Source organism: Lunatimonas sp. (genome assembly GCF_020832325.1).
In the GTDB taxonomy this organism is placed as follows: Bacteria; Bacteroidota; Bacteroidia; order Cytophagales; family Cyclobacteriaceae; genus Lunatimonas.
In genome coordinates this window covers 205,313-223,836 of record NZ_JAFIEU010000022.1, presented here as the reverse complement: position 1 = coordinate 223,836, position 18,524 = coordinate 205,313, and the positions used below count along the sequence as shown (strand labels likewise).

16 protein-coding genes are annotated in these 18,524 nt (G+C 43.2%); 6 read left to right on the top strand and 10 right to left on the bottom strand.

Going from position 1 to position 18,524, the window contains the following annotated elements:
* The coding region (locus tag JJU34_RS09215) for a T9SS type A sorting domain-containing protein (protein ID WP_228692054.1) at positions 1–401 on the top strand (401 nt) is incomplete at its 5' end.
* A gap of 679 nt (positions 402–1,080) precedes the next feature.
* Positions 1,081–1,548, top strand: coding sequence for a hypothetical protein (locus tag JJU34_RS09210; protein WP_228692053.1), 468 nt, complete (start codon positions 1,081–1,083; stop codon positions 1,546–1,548).
* A gap of 235 nt (positions 1,549–1,783) precedes the next feature.
* Here the strand turns inward: JJU34_RS09210 and JJU34_RS09205 are convergent, their stop codons facing one another.
* Positions 1,784–2,077, bottom strand: a complete 294-nt coding sequence (locus tag JJU34_RS09205) for a hypothetical protein (RefSeq protein ID WP_228692052.1) — start codon at positions 2,075–2,077, stop codon at positions 1,784–1,786.
* Between the two features lie 153 nt (positions 2,078–2,230).
* Here JJU34_RS09205 and JJU34_RS09200 point away from each other — a divergent pair, with 153 nt between their 5' ends.
* On the top strand, positions 2,231–2,710 hold the full coding sequence (locus tag JJU34_RS09200; RefSeq protein WP_228692051.1) for a hypothetical protein: 480 nt from the start codon (positions 2,231–2,233) through the stop codon (positions 2,708–2,710).
* 207 nt (positions 2,711–2,917) lie between these two features.
* Complete coding sequence (locus JJU34_RS09195) at positions 2,918–3,358, top strand: hypothetical protein (RefSeq protein WP_228692050.1); 441 nt, start codon at positions 2,918–2,920, stop codon at positions 3,356–3,358.
* Between the two features lie 50 nt (positions 3,359–3,408).
* Here the strand turns inward: JJU34_RS09195 and JJU34_RS09190 are convergent, their stop codons facing one another.
* On the bottom strand, positions 3,409–4,308 hold the full coding sequence (locus tag JJU34_RS09190; protein ID WP_366512690.1) for a transposase: 900 nt from the start codon (positions 4,306–4,308) through the stop codon (positions 3,409–3,411).
* 14 nt (positions 4,309–4,322) lie between these two features.
* Positions 4,323–4,865 carry a hypothetical protein gene (locus tag JJU34_RS09185; protein ID WP_228692049.1) on the bottom strand — a complete coding sequence of 181 codons (543 nt, stop codon included), beginning with the start codon at positions 4,863–4,865 and terminating at the stop codon, positions 4,323–4,325.
* Between the two features lie 991 nt (positions 4,866–5,856).
* Here JJU34_RS09185 and JJU34_RS09180 point away from each other — a divergent pair.
* Together JJU34_RS09180 and JJU34_RS09175 are read left to right on the top strand one after the other, a co-directional pair.
* Positions 5,857–6,273 (top strand): hypothetical protein, encoded by a 417-nt coding sequence (locus tag JJU34_RS09180; protein ID WP_228692048.1) that lies wholly within the window; start codon positions 5,857–5,859, stop codon positions 6,271–6,273.
* Between the two features lie 132 nt (positions 6,274–6,405).
* The gene (locus JJU34_RS09175; RefSeq protein WP_228692047.1) at positions 6,406–8,619 is read left to right on the top strand and encodes a S8 family serine peptidase; all 2,214 of its coding nucleotides are present in this window, start codon (positions 6,406–6,408) and stop codon (positions 8,617–8,619) included.
* 250 nt (positions 8,620–8,869) lie between these two features.
* Here the strand turns inward: JJU34_RS09175 and JJU34_RS09170 are convergent, their stop codons facing one another.
* The 7 genes from JJU34_RS09170 to JJU34_RS09140 all read right to left on the bottom strand — a co-directional run bounded on the left by JJU34_RS09170 (position 8,870) and on the right by JJU34_RS09140 (position 18,495).
* Entirely contained in the window at positions 8,870–10,660 is a 1,791-nt protein-coding gene (locus JJU34_RS09170; RefSeq protein WP_228692046.1) for an acyl-CoA dehydrogenase family protein, read from the bottom strand.
* A 124-nt stretch (positions 10,661–10,784) separates the two neighbouring features.
* On the bottom strand, positions 10,785–11,138 hold the full coding sequence (locus JJU34_RS09165) for a four helix bundle protein (protein ID WP_228692045.1): 354 nt from the start codon (positions 11,136–11,138) through the stop codon (positions 10,785–10,787).
* Between the two features lie 98 nt (positions 11,139–11,236).
* Positions 11,237–12,412, bottom strand: a complete 1,176-nt coding sequence (locus tag JJU34_RS09160; RefSeq protein WP_228692044.1) for an acetyl-CoA C-acyltransferase — start codon at positions 12,410–12,412, stop codon at positions 11,237–11,239.
* A 51-nt stretch (positions 12,413–12,463) separates the two neighbouring features.
* The gene (locus JJU34_RS09155; RefSeq protein WP_228692043.1) at positions 12,464–14,869 is read right to left on the bottom strand and encodes a 3-hydroxyacyl-CoA dehydrogenase/enoyl-CoA hydratase family protein; all 2,406 of its coding nucleotides are present in this window, start codon (positions 14,867–14,869) and stop codon (positions 12,464–12,466) included.
* Between the two features lie 21 nt (positions 14,870–14,890).
* On the bottom strand, positions 14,891–15,331 hold the full coding sequence (locus tag JJU34_RS09150; RefSeq protein ID WP_228692042.1) for a MarR family winged helix-turn-helix transcriptional regulator: 441 nt from the start codon (positions 15,329–15,331) through the stop codon (positions 14,891–14,893).
* A 588-nt stretch (positions 15,332–15,919) separates the two neighbouring features.
* Positions 15,920–17,593 (bottom strand): Ig-like domain-containing domain, encoded by a 1,674-nt coding sequence (locus JJU34_RS09145; RefSeq protein ID WP_228692041.1) that lies wholly within the window; start codon positions 17,591–17,593, stop codon positions 15,920–15,922.
* Between the two features lie 74 nt (positions 17,594–17,667).
* Positions 17,668–18,495, bottom strand: a complete 828-nt coding sequence (locus tag JJU34_RS09140; RefSeq protein WP_228692040.1) for a class I SAM-dependent methyltransferase — start codon at positions 18,493–18,495, stop codon at positions 17,668–17,670.
* Positions 18,496–18,524 lie beyond the last annotated feature (29 nt).

Sequence of the window (18,524 nt, the reverse complement as noted above, 5' to 3'; positions counted from 1 at the left end):
TTAACGCCGACGTGGAGATTGACCTATGGCACAATCCCCTTCCTGCACAGCAGACCATCTACGTACGTGTCCGAAACCCGTGTGGGTGGAGCCTGTGGCAGGAGACTTTCTGGGATGTTGTAGGGGGGTGTAGCTTCTGTGCCTTTACGGTGTACCCCAACCCGGCAGCGGAGACACTGCATATCAGGCTGGAAAATGGAGAGGGCAAACCCTCCGGATCCAACAATTTAGCCAGCTATACCATCGGCATTTACAGCGAAAACGGCAATCTGGTCTGGGAGAAGGAGACGGACAGCACGGAGGAACAAATCCCAACAGCTGCCTGGAAAGAGGGCATCTACCACGTCCGCATCCATCACCCGGAAGGTAACTACAGCCAAAAGGTGATTATCAGGCACTAAACGGCAAAAAGCAGGGAAGCGGTATGGTGCCGTTTCCCTGCTTTTTAATGCCCGGACAGCATTGACTATCTCTTCCGTCATGGGAGAAAGGAAATCTGTATCGAGGCATTGGGGATGGTAGGTTATCCGATAAAAAAGGTTCACGCAAAGGCGCAAAGAAAATAGGGGTGAATTTGTCGCCCTCATTACAAGAAGCAACCAAAAATACCTGTAGGAAAGTCTTCTAATCACGCCAGGGGCGTTAGCCCTGATATCTTATTAGAAAATACCAGGTCGAGTGCAACCTCAAAGGGGCTGAGCCCTGTCATCTTCGTACGGTGTCCTCTAAGATAATCCTGGATATCGCTGTCCTGCCATTGTGTTCGTTGCGGGAAATGATCTCCTGGAATTCCTACCCTCTTCGTATTTGATAAATGGGCCGCATCCGGGGGGTATAATTGAAAATGCCTTTTGGCAACTGCACTTGGACTTTGTATGTCATTTGCTGGTTTGGATTTTCCAATACAAAACTCTTTTCTTTCACTTTGTAGCATTTTTCCGATCAAATACGTCTTGAAAAAAACTCGTTATTAATTTGTATAATTAAATTATAAACTTTAATTTAGTTGAGCTAAAGACAATATTAAGTTAACGTAATTTTTATTTATTATAAAGATAATTTTATTTAAATGGTATACCTATGAAGCTTTTTGAGAACTTTAATTTCAAATGGATTTTTTTAGTGGGAATCGTTTTTCTATTTCATTCATGTACTGAAACGGAAGAGGAACCCACTAAAATCGAAATACCAGTAGATACCTATTGGATGTACTCAAGTAGCTGTTTGGTGGATTTTGAAGAGAATTTCTTAAATCAGCAATCCATCCGTATCGCTGACAAGGAAGGCTTGGAAGTCGTTAATTCCTGCTCTGACGAAATTCCAGAAATAGATTTTGATAATTTTTTTCTTTTAGTTACTAGATTTGAATCAATGGGATTTCCAATTTTCAGGGATCAAGGATTGTATAGAGTAACAGGAACCGATCTTGTGTATGAAATTGAGATTAGTATTTCTGACTTTACTGGAAAGGGAATTATTTATTGCTTTGGAGTCATTCCCAACGATTTTTCTCAAAATGAAATTAAAGTCCAAGTTTATGAAAATTAAAATTTTGCACCCATTTTTCTTTTTAGCAATCGTTCAAGAAAAATATGCGTGTTCTCAAGTATTCATTCGTACCACGTGGTAAAAAAATCACCTCTATCCGCTCCATGCGCTGCCATCTCCATCTCTCCGATAAAAAAGGATCACGCAGAGGCGCCAAGACGCAAAGAAAATAGGGGTGAATTTGTAACCCTCATTACAAGAAGCAACCAAAAATACCTGTAGGAAAGTCTTCTAATCACGCCAGGGGCGTTAGCCCTGATATCTTATTAGAAAATACCAGGTCGAGTGCAACCTCAAAGGGGCAGAGCCCTGACATCTTCATACGGTGTCCTCTAAGATAATCCAGGATATCGCTGCCCCACCATTGCCTTCGTTGCGGGAAATGATCCCCTGGATATCTACCCTCGTCGTATTGGATAAATGGCCGCATTCGGGCGGCATAATTGAAATTGGCCTTTGGCAACTGCACTTGGACTTTATATGTCATTTGCCGGTTTGGATTTCCCAATACCAAACTCTTTTCTTTCACCTTGTAGCATTTTGCCAAATACTTACGTCTCGGGATGAGAGTGTACAAAGGTAATTTGTATAATTGGATCATTAACCTTAACTGGTGTTAAGACGATTAAACTTTGCTAAAGTTTTTTCTATATAAATAAGGTTTTAAGTAAACTAGATTAAGATGGAGTCACTAAGGATTTTTAGAATCAAATGGAGTGTTATTTTGGGCATGGTTTTCCTCTTGCCGATACTTGGGGGGTGCCAGGATGATGGTTTGCCGAATGAAATTAGGACAATTAATGACGCCTACGTTGCAATAGTTGGTTCTTGGGAGTGGGTTGAGACAGTCAGCCTGAATAGAATTGATAAATCCATCAGAAAAACAAGTCCCGCAACAGAAGATAAGTCGATTCAATATGTTTTCCAAAAAGACAATAAACTAACTATTACTGACGGTGGGCTAACAAATAACTATCTTTATAGTCTAGAATTGAATTCAGGAGGAGATGGTTTTAATAGCACCTTCTGGTTGATTTCACGTAATATCGAAAACGACTCTGAAACCAAAGAACCCATTCAATTTGGAAAAGATGGGATGTTAGTTTTCTATCATATGTCAGTTCCTATTTCTCACAGTTTTAGAAGAGTAATGTTAGAATAATTTCACCACGAGGGTAATTCGTTTCTAAGAAAATACCTTTTCCTTTCAATTTGTAACATTCTGCCGAAATATTAGCTCAGGTTGAGAAATTACTAAATCACTTCGTATAATTAAAATACTATATTTTATAAATTTTATGTTAAAACATTTTAAATCTATTCAAATTTCTGATAACATAAATCACGTTCTTAATTAAATAATATCAATATGAACGCTTTACGAATTTTCAGATCCATATGGATGGTTTGGGCAGGAATAATCTTTCTCCTTCCCCTGCTCGGAGGATGCCAGAATGACGAATTACCCGATGAAATTAGGACCGTGGATGAGGCATATAAAGCTATCGTGGGGAATTGGGAATGGAAGAAGTCTCTGGTTATTAATCGTAGGCAAGGAAACACCTTAGTTCAAACTCCCAAATCTGAAGGGATTACCAAACAATATGTTTTCCAGAGGAACAAATCCATGCAATATATCGAAAACGGCTCAATTTTGTGGAAATCGGAATATGAAATTGAAGTTAATGAAACGAAGTTACGCTTACAGATTTTGGAAACTGGTTTCTCAACGGGGATTTCTTTTAACTCTGACACGCTAGTTTTCATTAATAGAGTTTTCGGAGACAACGAGTTCTATATTCGGAAATGAGACGTTCATCAAGCCATTTCCAATTGTAGACTCCTGACTTCCGCAATGCGTCACCCAATTTGAGATTTCCAAAAATCATCCTCAAATAGTGGCGCGATTACTTTCTGTCTTTCTGTAATAATCATTGTCTTGTTGATCGTTTTCCCGCTTTGTGGTAGCTTTATTCTCAGAGTAGTGACCGTCTTGGCGATTTCCAAGACCTTATCTACACTTATCGTGTACAGATTTTTCTTTAGTACACGTTCCAGTTCCTTGTAGACTTTATAAGCTACAAAACACACACATACATGAGCTTCTATCCGTTTGGGAGTAAAGTGGAACATCGGCCTCATTTCAACTGTCCCCTTGGTAATTCTAAAAGCCCTCTCCACCTGCCATAAACTACTGTATTGAGCATAGACTTCTGCTGCCGGCAGATCTGTGTTTGTTATGTACCCCTTCAATCCATCCCATTTTGCATCCTCTTCCACTTTGCTTTTGTCTATGGTTACCTGGACATCTTTTGAGATCACCAAGAACTTGTTATAGCCACGTTTATTTATGTTCTCTTTAGAAATGGTACCTGCCTTAAATGCTTTTTCCAAACGGCTAATTCCCTTGGTACGGTTATGGGCATCCTTTTTAGCCCGCTTTTCAGAGTAACCCACTATCAATCTCCCATGCCAAACCGTTTTTTCATTAAATCTACCTTCCACCTTTTCTTGTGAGAGCAGCCACCCTTTTACTGCCTTGTTGGAATTTTTTATGCGTGCGCCTATAATATACCTGTACCCCTGGGCCCTAAGAAAGTCGATATTCTTTGTGTTTATTAAACCCGAATCAGCAACTAGCACAAAATCATCCAGCTTGAACCGTCTGACAAAATCATCTACAATCGGAATCATGGTATGTCCCTCGTATTGGGTGCCATTGAACATTGAATAAGATAATGGGTAGCCGTCCTCACTCACCAACAGGCCCAGTACTATCTGGGGTTGGCTGTGCTTGCCATTCCCAATACCTTTCTGGTATGTTCGACGCTGATTTTTTGGATGGATTCCTGTTGCGTATTATAGAGCTTGTCCATATACCGATAAATCTTATCCAATTGAAGGTCTTCATCAAAATGCGACTTCAGGTATTCAACCGTTGCCGATTTGCTCATCAGCTGACTTAATCTTGAGATGACCAGTTGCCTGAGGATATAATCATCTATCGCATCATATCCAATCGAGTCATACACCCTATTGAGTATAAGTTGGGTGCCATTGTGAAGGATGTTTTCAATGGTGGAAAGCAACATGTTGGTAACAAGCGCTTCTTCCTTCTCCCGGGTATGTTGCTGGAATAAATCCACTCCATTCGCATGATTATCAACCCATAGCTTGCCTTCCTTATATAACCGCTCAATCTCGGCCTCGTCCCGTGCGATACCAACTGTCTTAATCTCCTTAAATTTACCCTTCACCTTAACCGCGACAACAATGCTAGTGGTGCCAGAACGGTTCTTTTTTTTGCGGACAAACATGTCCAAATATAGCCCTTAATCGCTTTGCGTCACCCAAAGCGGTGATGCAAATTTGGTAATACAATGATTATCTGTATATTATGAAAAACCCCAAAAAACTGTGCGGAAGTCAGGAAATAAGTGTAAATATTTCAGATTTTCAAACTACAGGTATTATTTATTGCTTTGGAGTCATTCCCAACGATTTTTCTCAAAATGAAATTAAAGTACAAGTTTATGAAAATTAAAATTTTACTGTCATTCTTTTGTCTAGCAATCGGTCTAGTAAAAGATGCATATTCTCAAGTATTCATCAGTACCGCCTGGTAACAAACACACCTCTATCCGCTTGCTGCGCTGCTATTTCGGTCTCTCTGATAAAAAAGGTTCATGCAAAGGAAATGGGGGTGAATTTGTCGCCCTCGTTACAAGAAGCAACCAAAAATCGTTTTAGCAAAGGCTTATAATCACGGCAGGGGCGTTAGCCCTGAGATCTTATTAGAAAATACCAGGTCGAGTGCAACCTCAAAGGGGCAGAGCCCTGACATCTACATACGGTGTCCTCCAAGATAATCCAGGATATCGCTGCCCCACCATTGTGTTCGTTGCGGGAAATAATTCCCCGCCTACCCTCTACGTATTTGATAAATGGGCCGCATTCGGGGGGTATAATTGCAATTGGCCTTTTGGCAACTGCACTTGGACTTTGTATGTCATTTGCTGGTTTGGGTTTTCCAATACCAAACTTTTTTCTTTCTCCTTGTAGCATTTTGCCAAATGCTTACGTCTCTAGGTAAGAAAGTAAAAAATTAATTTGTATAATTGGATAATTAATTTTAACTTAATTGGTGTTAAGAAAAGAGTTTATACTGTAAGTGCCTAATTAAGTAAAATATTTAATTTGAAAGTCGAAACGGTTTTCGTAATGATAAAATTAAAAAATATGATTTTCATAAAATCTATTATTAGTGGATTTTTTATTTGTACATCCTTATTTTTATCCTGTACAAATATGGATACTGAAATTGTTGATTTTACTTCTTTAAAACAACTAAACGATTGTCCTGCTATTGTCATCAATAAACAGTTATCAGATGAGTTTTTGGTAATTAACTCACAAGAAGAATTAGAACAATCTGTCTTTTTTAGTGGAGAAAATCCATACCTATGTGATTTGCTTAAAGATGAATTAACGATAGACTTCACGAAGCAAACGTTGTTGATTGGTAAAAAAATAATTCCCCAAATAAGAGGGGAACTAGTATCTGAAAATGTGTTGCAAACCGATGGTAAAGATTATACCTACCGCATAGTGGTAAAGAATGGTGGTTACACCGCTTTAGGACTGTTCCTTTTTGGAGTTATTATTCCTAAAATCTCCAATGATACAAAAGTAAACTTGGATTTAACAATCCAAGAGCACTCATAAAGTTAATTTATACCTCAATCAATATGAAACGGAGCATGACGAGATCGTCACATAGTGGGTTGATATAGATTCGAGGTTCCATAGCCTGTTCCAACTAGTCGGGGTGGCCTTTGAAAAAACTATTATAATCATATGAAAAAGTATTTAATTATAGCTTTTGTAACTTTTGGACTTTACACTCCTGCTTATTCCCAAGTATTTAGTAATTTTCAAGGTAAGCAGTACGAACAAAAGAATAATAGATGGTATGATGAACATGGAAATATTGTAAACAGTAAGGTTATTACAATAAAACTTAAAAATAGTTCGCTGCAAACAGCTTCAATTGAATTCGGAAGAAGAATTAGGGAAAATGCATTGGGGTATATTGATATAGAACTTTCTAACAATATTGGCTTCTTTGAACAGTTGAGCACAATATCTGAAGATCCCAACTTTGAGTCGGTAGATATTAATACATTTGGAATGTATAATGCTATACAAGTTACACCAAATGATCCACAATTGGCCAACCAATGGTATATAGATCGTATACAGGCTCGAAATGCATGGAATCATACTATGGGCGGTGAGTGTGTAGTAGTTGGTGTATTAGATTCTGGAGTAGATTGGGAACACGAAGATTTGGGGATTGGGCATGACACATACCAGAATATTTGGCTGAATCCCGGGGAAGATATTTGGTCAAATCAAAACAATCCGAATACCGGTAACGGAATCGATGATGATACCGATGGCTTAGTCGATAATTGGAAAGGCTGGAATTACGACGTAAACTCTAACGATGTTCGAACGGGTAATGCCCATGGCACTCAAGTTTCAGGCATAATTTCGGCAAAAGCGAATAATGGCCGTGGAATTGCGGGAATAGCGGGAGGGAATAACAATGATGGCGTGAAGGTTTTAGGCCTCTGTATTGGAATAAATGCTCCTGATGGATCAGTTTTAGATGACGCCATTTTGCATGCTGTTGATAAGGGGGTACGCATAATACAAATAAGTGCTTCAGTGGGAGAAACATCTGCGATTAATGCTGCGATTCAACATGCGGTTGATAATGGCGTTGTAGTAGTTTGTGCTTCTGGAAATAGTACGACTAGTGTCAGCTATCCCGCAAGTAATAGTAATGTAATTTCTGTAGGGGCAACAGATCAAAATGATCAAAAGGCCTCATTTTCAAACTTTGGTAATAATTTAGTTCTTGCGGCTCCTGGGGTGAACATCCTTACTACTACTTCAAATAATGAGTATGGGCAATTCACCGGGACCTCGTGTGCAGCACCAATGGTTTCAGCAACGATTGCTTTGATGATATCAATAAATCCAACATTAACCCCAGCCCAAATTAGAAATATTGTTATTTCAACCTCAGATAAGGTCGGAGGGTATACTTATATAAACGGCCGCTGTGACGAACTCGGATTTGGTCGTTTAAATACGTATGCTGCATTGGCAGCCGTTTTGCCTACGGTAACCGGCCCCGACCGCATCTGTACCACAAACACAAACTTCACGCTACAAAACGTACCTGCCGGGCAGACGGTAAGCTGGGCGGTATCGCCCATTCACCTCTTCCCCACTACCGGACGAAGCGGCACCGGTGCCACCGCCGCACTTCGGGCAATGCACAGTAGCAGCAGCGGACTGGCTACGCTCACCTACACCATAGATACCGGCTGCGGGGAATTTCAGGTGCAGAAGCAGATCTGGGTGGGCGTACCCGACACCGGCATGCAGGTGGAGGCCAACTACTATCCCATCTGTATGAACGAATACACCTACATCAACGCCTTTTACGATCCGTACAACACCAATCCTGCCGGAAATAAGGCAAGCGATATTACCAACTTTATCTGGGAGCAGCCCTCAGGGGTATCCTGCTTTACGGCAGGTACTAAAAACGAAGTGCTGGCCTGCTGGTTTACCAATCCGGACAATTATATCGTCCGGGTACGGGCCGTCAACTCCTGCGGACAGGGGGCGCTGAGGACGGTCCATTTCAACGTCGATTCCTGGGGATGCTCCTACTTCTCCGTGGGAATCAACCCCAATCCGGCGAACGGCAACGTGACCATAGCACTTACCGAAACACCACTGGACGATGCGGCCAAATCGGTCCTGCAAGCTGAAAATAAAGGAAGCAGGGAATTCCAACAGTACAGCTTCAACACCCCGCCCCACCGCATACGGGTAGTTGATATCGTGGGCGCCGAAAGACTGTGCGTGGAGAATGTGCCGGAGGGCAACAGCTATCAACTGGACATCAGCCACCTCACGCCGGGCATCTACATCGTCCACCTGGAGCACCGCAACGGCACCGTGGTCCGGCAGCTTAGGGTGGAGTAAAGACCGTGCCTAAAGACACTAGCAAAGAGGGGCCATGCTACGGTATTCACTAGGACGAGCAGTTACCGAAGACACCTCTATCCCAACTATGCGCTACCATCTCGGTCTTTCCGATTCACGCAAAGAAAAATTGCAAGGATATATTCGCCGCTATGGTAAAAAATAGTAAAATACAAAGGCCTTTGCCCATTCCGTAGAATGAACAAAGGCCTGTTTAATCAATCGGGCCAAGCCAATGGGATTACCTTATTTACTGGAAGAACAGGTACTTCCCTTTGGCTATCAACGCATCGGCTATTTCCCGGCGAAGTTCCTTTACATTGACAGCTTCCATTTTCGTAAACCGCTTCAACCCCATCAACAGAACCTTTTGTTCATCTCCTGAAAGAAATGAATTGATAGCTTCTTTTCCGGCGGTCTGAATTTTTTCCACTGCTTCAAAAAGGTAAACCTGGGTGGCAGCCTGCTGAATCCGGGTATGCGCTACGCCCCTTTGCGAAATAAGCTTCTCTGTGCGGAGCACGGCAGATTCGGCTGCATAGATCTCAATCATGATATCCGCAAGGTTCATCATAATCTCCTGTTCAGCGTCGATCTTGGCACCCAACACCTGGGCGGCCCTTCCTCCTACCATGAGAAACACCTTCTTAAGCTTATTGAGCACGTCCTTCTCAGCCGCCATGGGCTGCGAAGTGTCCACCTGCTCAAAGCTGGGCACCGCCTTCAGCTCCTCTCCTACCGCCATGGCAGGGCCCATCAGATTAATCTCCCCCTTCAGGGCACGTTTCAACAACATCCCTACCATCAGGATGCGGTTAATCTCATTGGTTCCTTCGTATATTCTGGAAATTCGGGCGTCGCGGTAGGCTCTTTCCATCGGTGCATCTGCCGAATAACCCATACCTCCATATACCTGCACGCCCTGATCGACCACATAATCCAATACCTCCGAACCGTGTACTTTGGCTATGGCACATTCAATCGCAAACTGCTCCAGTCCTTTTAGCTTTGCCTCGGCATCACTCAAGCCCTCGGCTTCCAAAGCTGCCATGCGGTCTTCCACATCCTGGCCCGCTCTGTAACAAAGCGCCTCGCAGGCATAGGTGCGGATGGCCATCTCTGCAAGTTTTTGTTTGATGGCCCCAAACGTGTTGATGCTCACTCCAAACTGCTTGCGTTCACCGGCATACTGGATAGCATTTCCCAGCACTGTCCTACATCCACCCAGCACGCCGGCACCCAATTTGATCCGGCCTATATTCAGGATATTGACAGCGATTTTAAATCCGTTGCCACGTTCGGAAAGCAGGTTTTCCACGGGTACCTTGCAATCGTTAAAGAATACCTGCCGGGTGGAAGATCCCTTGATGCCCATTTTTTTCTCTTCCTCGTTCATGGTGATTCCGCCAAAGGTTTTCTCCACGATAAAGGCTGAAAGGTACTTGTCATCTTCAATGCGGGCAAATACAATGAATAGATCCGCAAAGCCTCCATTGGAGATCCACATCTTCTGTCCATTGATCAGGTAATGCTTGCCATCCTCGGTGAGGGTAGCTTTGGTCTTTCCGGAATTGGCATCAGATCCGGCGTCCGGCTCGGTAAGGCAATAGCAGGCTGCCCACTCCGCATTGGTGAGCTTGGGCAGGTACTTTTGCTTTTGTTCCTCCGTGCCGTAGTAGAGAATGGGCAGTGTACCTATTCCGGTATGGGCACCGTAGGTGGTGGAAAAAGATCCGGCCGAGCCTATGATATCGGCTATCAGCATAGAGGTATTGAAACTCATCCCCAAGCCACCATATTCCTCCGGCACCGAGACACCTAGTAAACCCAATTCACCGGCCTTTTTCAAAATACCCGGAACCAAGTCCGGATCCTTCATGCTGTCTATGGCGTCTGCCTTGGGCATGATTTCCATATCCACAAAATCCTGGCACGCCTGTGCCATCATCAGCTGCTCCTCGCTAAATTCCTCCGGAATAAATACATCCACAGCCTTGGTTTCTTTGATGAGGAATTCTCCTCCGTTTATTGGGGTTTTCATTTTTTTAGACGTAAGATTTAAGACGTAAGATTTTAGACTTTTTAGTCGTCTTGAAATTGAGTATAGTACATATTTGGAAATACGACTCGTTTAGGACAATAAGTCATACAAGAATTAACGTGCCTCAATTATCAAATTTCCTAATCAGCGAAAATAGAATACGCTGAACCTCGGACAAACTGTTGGCTACCGATAGAAAATCTTCTTCGTTTACCAACTGCAACTCTTTGCATACATGCAGTTGGGACTCCAATTCACACACAGAGGCATGAGAAATGCCGAGAAAATGTGCAAATTCCTTGTCGGTCCTTCTACCTGCACCTTCTGCAATGTTGGATGAAATAGATATGACGCTGCGGCGCATTTGGGAAACCAGCCCGAATTTTTCAGTATCCGGAAAATCACCTGATATCTGATAAATTTGAGTAGCCAAGGCTATCGCCTTTTTCCATACCAAAAGCTCCTTGTAATTATGCATTCTTCAGGTGCGTTTTTCGACTTTATCCATTCTTGGTTTAATTCGCATCGTCGATACTAAGACTAAAGATCTTATGTCTTATGTCTTAGTACTTATGTCTATCTCAATAGCTCCACCACACCCGCAACACCTTGGCCGCCTCCGACGCAGGCGGTGACGAGGCCGTATTTTCCGTTTCGGCGTCGTAGTTCGTTGATGATCTGTACGGTGAGCTTGGCACCGGTGCATCCGAGCGGATGGCCTAGGGCCACGGCGCCGCCGTTTACGTTGACGATATCTTCGTTCATGTCAAGGGCTCGGATCACCGCCAAGGCCTGTGTGGCAAAAGCTTCGTTGAGCTCGATAAGGTCGATATCATTCAGGGTCAATCCTGCCTGCTTCAACGCCTTGGGTACTGCCTCTTTGGGACCTATACCCATAATTCTAGGCTCCACGCCGGCCACACTGTAAGACACCAAACGCGCCACAGGCTCCAAGTTGAGTTCCTTCACCATGCCCTCTGACATGACCATCACAAAGGCCGCTCCATCGGAAGTTTGGGAGGAGTTGCCGGCAGTGACTTGTCCGCCTTGCTTGAATGCTGGCTTCAAGTTTGCCAACACATCCAACGTGGTACCGGGACGGGGTCCTTCATCTGTGTCCACGGTAAACGTTCTGGTTTTCTTCTTTTGGTTCTCATCCAAATAAGTTTCCTCTACCTGTACTGGTACGATCTCATCCTTGAATCTACCTCCTTGGATGGCACTGATGGCCCGCTCGTGGGAACGTACCGAAAAGCGATCTGCATCTTCCCGAGTGATGCTATAGTCCTTCGCCAACTCCTCTGCGGTGAGGCCCATGCTAAGGTAATAGTCCGGATTGTTGGAGGCAATGTCCCAGTTGAGGGCTGTGCGGTATCCCATCATGGGCAGCATGGACATGGACTCCGTACCTCCGGCAATGATGCAATCGGCCATGCCGGATTTGATTTTTGCCGTCGCCAATGCGATGGCTTCTATACCCGATCCGCAATAGCGGTTCATCACAAACCCGGGGACATCCTTGCCCAAGGCCAGCAAAGCGATCATCCTTCCCATTTGCATGCCCTGTTCTGCCTCTGGAATGGCATTGCCCACAATCAGGTCGTCTACCTGCTTTGGCGATACCTGCGGTACCTTTTCCATCAAAAACCTGATCACATCCGAGGCCAGATCGTCCGGGCGGTAAAAACGAAAACCTCCCTTCTTGGCCTTTCCTACTGCTGATCTATATCCATTTACAATATATGCTTCCATCTTTTTTCAGTTATTGGGGTTAAAAACATGCTGATTTTTTCCGTAAATACATCAGTTTCTCAGGGGTTTGCCCTTAAAGAGAATGCTGTGAATGCGTTCCAGCGTCTTCTTCTCTCCGGTCAAACTCAAGAAGGCCTCTCTTTCCAAATCCAGCAAATACTGCTCGCTGACCTCTGAGGCACTAGATAGATCGCCACCGCTCATGACATAGGCCAATTTACGGGCAATCTTCGCATCGTGATCGGAGATATAGGATCCGTAGATCATTCCCGTGATGCCGGCTTCAAACAACGCAAGAGACGTCTTTCCGAGCACTTTGATGTTGGTCTGCTGAATGGGTCGGGAATATCCCTGTTCATAGAGCGACAGCACCTTCGATTTTGCGTCTGCGAGCTGCCTTTTGCGGTTTAGCGTAATGGCGTCCTTCGCTTCAAGGTAACCCAATCCTTTCGCTTCCTGAGCGGATGTAGAAACCTTTGCCATGGCGATATTCATAAATATTTCCTGCAACCGGTTGAGCTCCACATCTCCGGGTACAATCGCATTGGCAAAGCGACGGGTCATTTCCTTTGTCCCGCCACCTGCAGGAATCAATCCAACCCCTACTTCCACCAAACCCATATACAATTCCGCATGCGCTTGAATGGCATCTGCATGAAGCGACATTTCGCATCCCCCGCCTAGTGCCATATTGTGCGGTGCTACCACCACCGGCACGTCTGAGTAGCGCACACGCATCATGGTATTTTGGAATTGTGCAATCATCAGGTTGATCTCGTCATACTCTTGATCGCCTGCAAACATGTACAGTATCGCCAGGTTGGCACCTGCGGAGAAATTACCTCCCTCGTTTCCGATGACCAGGCCTTTGTAAGACTTCTCTGCCATGGATATGGCCGTATTGATACCCTGCACTACTTCTGCACCCAATGAGTTCATCTTGGTATGGAACTCCAAAAGCAAGACCTCGTCGCCCATGTCGTACACAGTGGCACCTTCATTGCCCCATACTTTCTTTTTAGCTCCTTTGAGCGTGTCGATGAGGATAAAGTCACCCTGTCCAGGGATTTCCTTGTACGATTTGGAAGGGATGTCGTAGTAATTGCGCTTACCGTCTACCACCTTATAGAAGGAATCATTTCCTGCCTCCAACATCTCATATACCCAATCGGCGGCCTTATGACCGGCCTTCTCCATGTTGGTGACGGTTTCTTTTACTCCCAATATGTCCCAGTTTTCAAAGGGCCCATATTCCCAGCCAAAACCGGCACTTACAGCTTGATCTATGCGGTAGAGCTCATCAGCGATCTCTGGAATTCGGAAGGAGCAATACCTGAACAAATCATAAAACGTCTCTCTAAAAAACTCTCCGGATCGATCGTTATAGTTTACCAGGAAGCGGATGCGTTCTTTGAGGTCTTCGATAGGTTTGGCTTCGTCGAGGGACTTCAATCTTGGCTTTTCAACATCTTTGTACTCCATCGTCTGGAGATCAATCTCCTTGAGCTCTTTACTGCCATCCTTATGCCGGATCATTTTAAAATATCCCTGTCCGGTCTTATCGCCCAGCCATTTGTTTTCGTGGAGCACTTTCATGCTCTTTGGCAACTCAAAACGATCCTTGGATTCGTCGTGAGAAAGCACCTGTTTTAAGTTGGTAGCCACATTCACCGTGGTATCCAAGCCCACTACATCCATCGTACGGAAGGTGGCAGATTTAGCCCTACCTATGACGGTACCGGTAAGTTTATCCACCTCAGATACGCCCATACCTAATTTTTCAATGGTATGGATAGCGGAAATGATGGAATATACACCGATCCTATTCGCAATAAAAGCCGGTGTGTCTTTACACAACACGGTTTCCTTTCCCAAAAAACGGTCACCGTATCCCATCAAAAAGTCAATGATCTTCGGATCGGTTTTAGGACCGGGAATGATCTCAAGCAATCGTAGGTACCGCGGTGGATTGAAAAAGTGGGTTCCAGCAAAATGCACCTGGAAATCCTCCGATCGGCCTTTACACATCAAGTGCATGGGAATACCAGATGTATTGGAAGTAATGAGGGTGCCCGGCTTCCGATGCTGCTCTACTTTTTCAAATAAGGATTGCTTGATTTCGAGTTTCTCTACAACTACCTCAATGACCCAATCGTAGTCTTTGATTTTGGGCAGATCGTCGTCGAAGTTGCCAGTAGAAATCCTTGAAGCAAAGGCTGTGTCATAAATCGGAGAGGGTTTTGATTTAAGGGCATTTTGCAAGGCCTCGTTCACTAGGCGGTTTCTTACCTCCTTGTCTTCCAGGCTACGTCCTTTTTTCTGTTCCTGTTCGGTGAGTTCGCGCGGGACAATGTCCAGCAAAAGTACCTGCACGCCTATGTTGGCAAAGTGGCAGGCGATCCTGGAACCCATTACTCCAGAACCTAAAACGGCTACTTTCTGAATGATTCTGTTCATAAGCTATATTTCGGTTTATTATTAAAATTCGCTTTTTTGATTCTGATGTATTACGTCATTGATTTTCCGGAAAATTCGAAAAAAACTTTTCAATTCTTTTTCCGTCAATGCCTTTTGCACCTTTTGGTTGAAATCCATGACCGTCTCTACAGACTTTCCTTTTTTTTGCCTACCCAATTCTGTTAAGAAAATACGCACAGACCTGCGATCTAGGGGATCGGGTCTCTTTTCAATCAATCCCTTATCTTCCATACTTTTCAATACCCTGGTGAGGCTTCTGGTCTCCAAGCCCAACATAGGAGCGATTTTAGTTGCTGGCGTGCCATCCTTTGAATGTATATTGATCAACACATAGCCGATAGAAGCGGTAATGTCCTCCTGAGCGGCTTTTTGATTGTACATTCTCGAAATAGAATGCCAACAGGACTTTATGTGGAAATCGAAGGTCTCCTCTTTCTTCATTTGACTAGTATACGTAATTTCAGCAATGGCTACCTAAATTTACAGAAAAAAGTTATGCATGCATACTAAATAGACCCGATATTTTTCAACGGATTGCCAAAATTCATTGGCCCGGAAATTGGCCTTACCGGCAGTTAAAAAAGATGGGAGACCTTAATCCTACAAAGCTGAATGGAGTAGACAAGCCGTTTTTTTTGGGTTATCCACGTTTTTATAAAAACCGTTTTGATTAATTAAAAAATATCGGTTGTCTTTATTAAGGTGTGGATTTGTGGGTAACTCAGTGAGTATGGTTTATTCACGTTCGTTGAAACATTTTATCTCCTCTTTTCCCTAGTTTATCCACTGTTTGGTTTTTGCTAGTCGGTTGGTTTTCTTATGTTTAGTTTCGTTTGTATGTTGATTGTGGATAAGGCATTTTTTTCTAGGTGTTCGTAAGTTTGTGTGGGTGTGATTGTGTGTATGTGTGTGGAAGTTGTGCGTTATCCCCATGTTAAGGGGTTATTGGTCAGTGAGCGTTTTTCCGCTGTGCATAATAGAGGGCTTGTACCAGTTTTTATTCATGTTATCCACCCGTATTCCACATCCTCATTTTCGAGGATCTGTGTTAAATTCTGGTAGCTCAAAAGTATCAATTTCCTTCAGTTCTGTAGTGGTTTCAGTTGTCGATGTATCTGGATAGTAGCCGCTGTCCTTACGCTTTTCAAGCAGTATGTCCGTTAGTGTCCATCCCGCACGTAGGATAAATTCCTGGGATTTCGTTTCGGAATCGTAGAAGAAGTAGATGGGTTCCGGCTGGGTGTTTTTGCGGAAGTTTCCAGGGTCCCATCTGCGGTTTCTGTTTCGGTCGATGATAGCCCGTAGCTTATAGTCGGTTGCTTCAATGCGGTTGAATTCGAAGGTGTTCGTATCTTCTAGATACAATTCTTTGACGATTTCGTCTTTTTTGTTTAAGAGTTGGATCAGTATGGGTCTTTCATCTGTGTTGACAGACCCGCTTACACCATCTGCCAACCGGTCCTGTTTTAGTTTTTTGTAGTTTGCCTCTAGTTTGTCTTTGTTTGCTATTCCTTCTACATCGATCACTGAAGAGTCCCCAATATAAACTTTGTAGGTTTCAAAGGTTAGTGAATCGGGAATAGTTAATTCTAGAATGGCTTTTGTGAACTTGGTACTATCTGTAAAGTAAATGTGTTTGGGTTCTATTGGAATAATTCCGGCGGTATCGAATCTTACCATGAGAGAGTCAAAGTTGATATGTGCAATGGGTTTATTGAAAGTTAATTCGGCGCGGAGGTTTTGCACAAAACTCAGTCCCGAGTTGGCTTTGATTTCTAATGCCTCCTGACGTCTGTCGCTTTCTTCAAACTTTGCATAGAGAGTGGTGTCTATGGAGAAACCTACCGAATCTTTTAAAGAGAGCGTTACTTCAGTACTATCGTTGGATAGTTCGGTATGATAAAGACGTATGGTTCGGTCGTTTAGTCGGGAGAACAGTTTTTTGCCGGTTTCCGGGTGTTGGATCTCGTAAGTGATAGGTGCTTTGCTGAGTACAATGTCGAAGTTTTTTCCGATTGGTGAACTTCGATTTACTTTTAGGTCAGATAAGTCAGCTCTGAAAATATTTATGTGAAATCCTTCCATATTTTGTTGAATATCAATTACTTCTGGGTAAAAGCCATGGGCTTCACTTCGGTATTCTGCTTTCAGGGAGTTATTTTCATCGTGCCAGGCGTAGAGTCTGAATTGGCCGGCCTTGATATTGGTGATTTCGAATTTACCAGCTGTATCTGCTTGTGCTATGTAGTACGGTGAAGCTGTAAAAAGGTCAGTGGTATCCGATTCTTGGTATAGACCGACCAAAATATCTTTCATCTCGCGCTCTTTGCGTGGTTGCACATAGGCTACTCTTCCTGAGATGGTTAGACTGTCGATATAGTCTCCGGTTGAGAAAACCAGTTTGACGTTTTCAGCTGGATTCTTTTCGGTGATATCTTGAATGCTTTTCTGAAAATTGAATACGTAGGTGGTATTTTCTTCAAGATCTTGATTGAGTTTGATGTTGATTCGATTTTTGTTTGCTAGGAATTGGACCTCATCAGTTTTGATTTTGGGGGTGATAATGATCTGTTTTGTAGGGTTATCCAAAGCGACGAATTCATTGAATAGTAAGTTGATTTCATTAGGAGATAGGTTTGTTTGATTGTTTTCCGGATCTGTTGAAAGTAACACCGGTGGGTCTTCGTCTTTGGGACCTCCCATGGGCGAGCTTTGCTTAGCGCATGACGAAGCTAGTGCAGCGAGTATAAAAATAGCTATTATAGTAAAGAAACGGCTCATTTCTTTTTGATGATGTAAAGAAGGCTAGAATGTGTATTTGGTTGCTTTGTTGCTTGTTGATTATAGCGATACCCGTTCAAAAAGGATACTATTGGATTATTTTGGCCCATATACTTATCGGTTAATAGAGAAACGTAGTAGGCGTCAAATATAAGCGGCTTTTTTTCAATGATTTTTAAGCCGTACTTGTCGGCAAGGCGGTTCATGGCTTCATTGGTAAAGTGGTATAGGTGTCTGGGCACGTCTAATGCTGCCCAGTTTTCTTGATGTTTTTTGAAATCGACCGAATCTAGATTTGGAACAGCTATAAAGAGGAATCCACGTTTCTTGAGTAAATCTAGAATTATTTTTAGGGTTTTGTTCAAATCATGTATGTGTTCTAACACGTGAAAGAGCGTGATGGCATCGAATTTTTTCTCTTTTTTTAGCGTAGTTAAGCTAGTTACGGGGGTTAAACCGTTTATATTTTTAGCCTGTTTACATGCGGTGGGGTTTGGTTCGTATCCTATTACCTGCCATCCGTTTTTTTGGGCTGCTGCAAGTAGGTATCCTGTACCGCAACCATAATCCAAAAGACGTCCCTTTTTCTTTACTCGAGTATTGATCCAATTAATTTTTTGGCGTATGGTATATCTTCTTACCGCTTTATAGAGGATATGTATTAGGTTTTTGGATTGGTTGGTGTGGGATATGTAGTCTTCGGATTCATAATATGTATGGATGTATTTTTGCTCTGGCCGTGGATTAGTAAAAATTAGTCCACAATCTGTGCATTTACAAAGTGTAAAAGATTCCTTTGATATGGCGTGGTCTTTTACAACCATGTAGTTAAGAAAAAGCCCACTCTTGCATA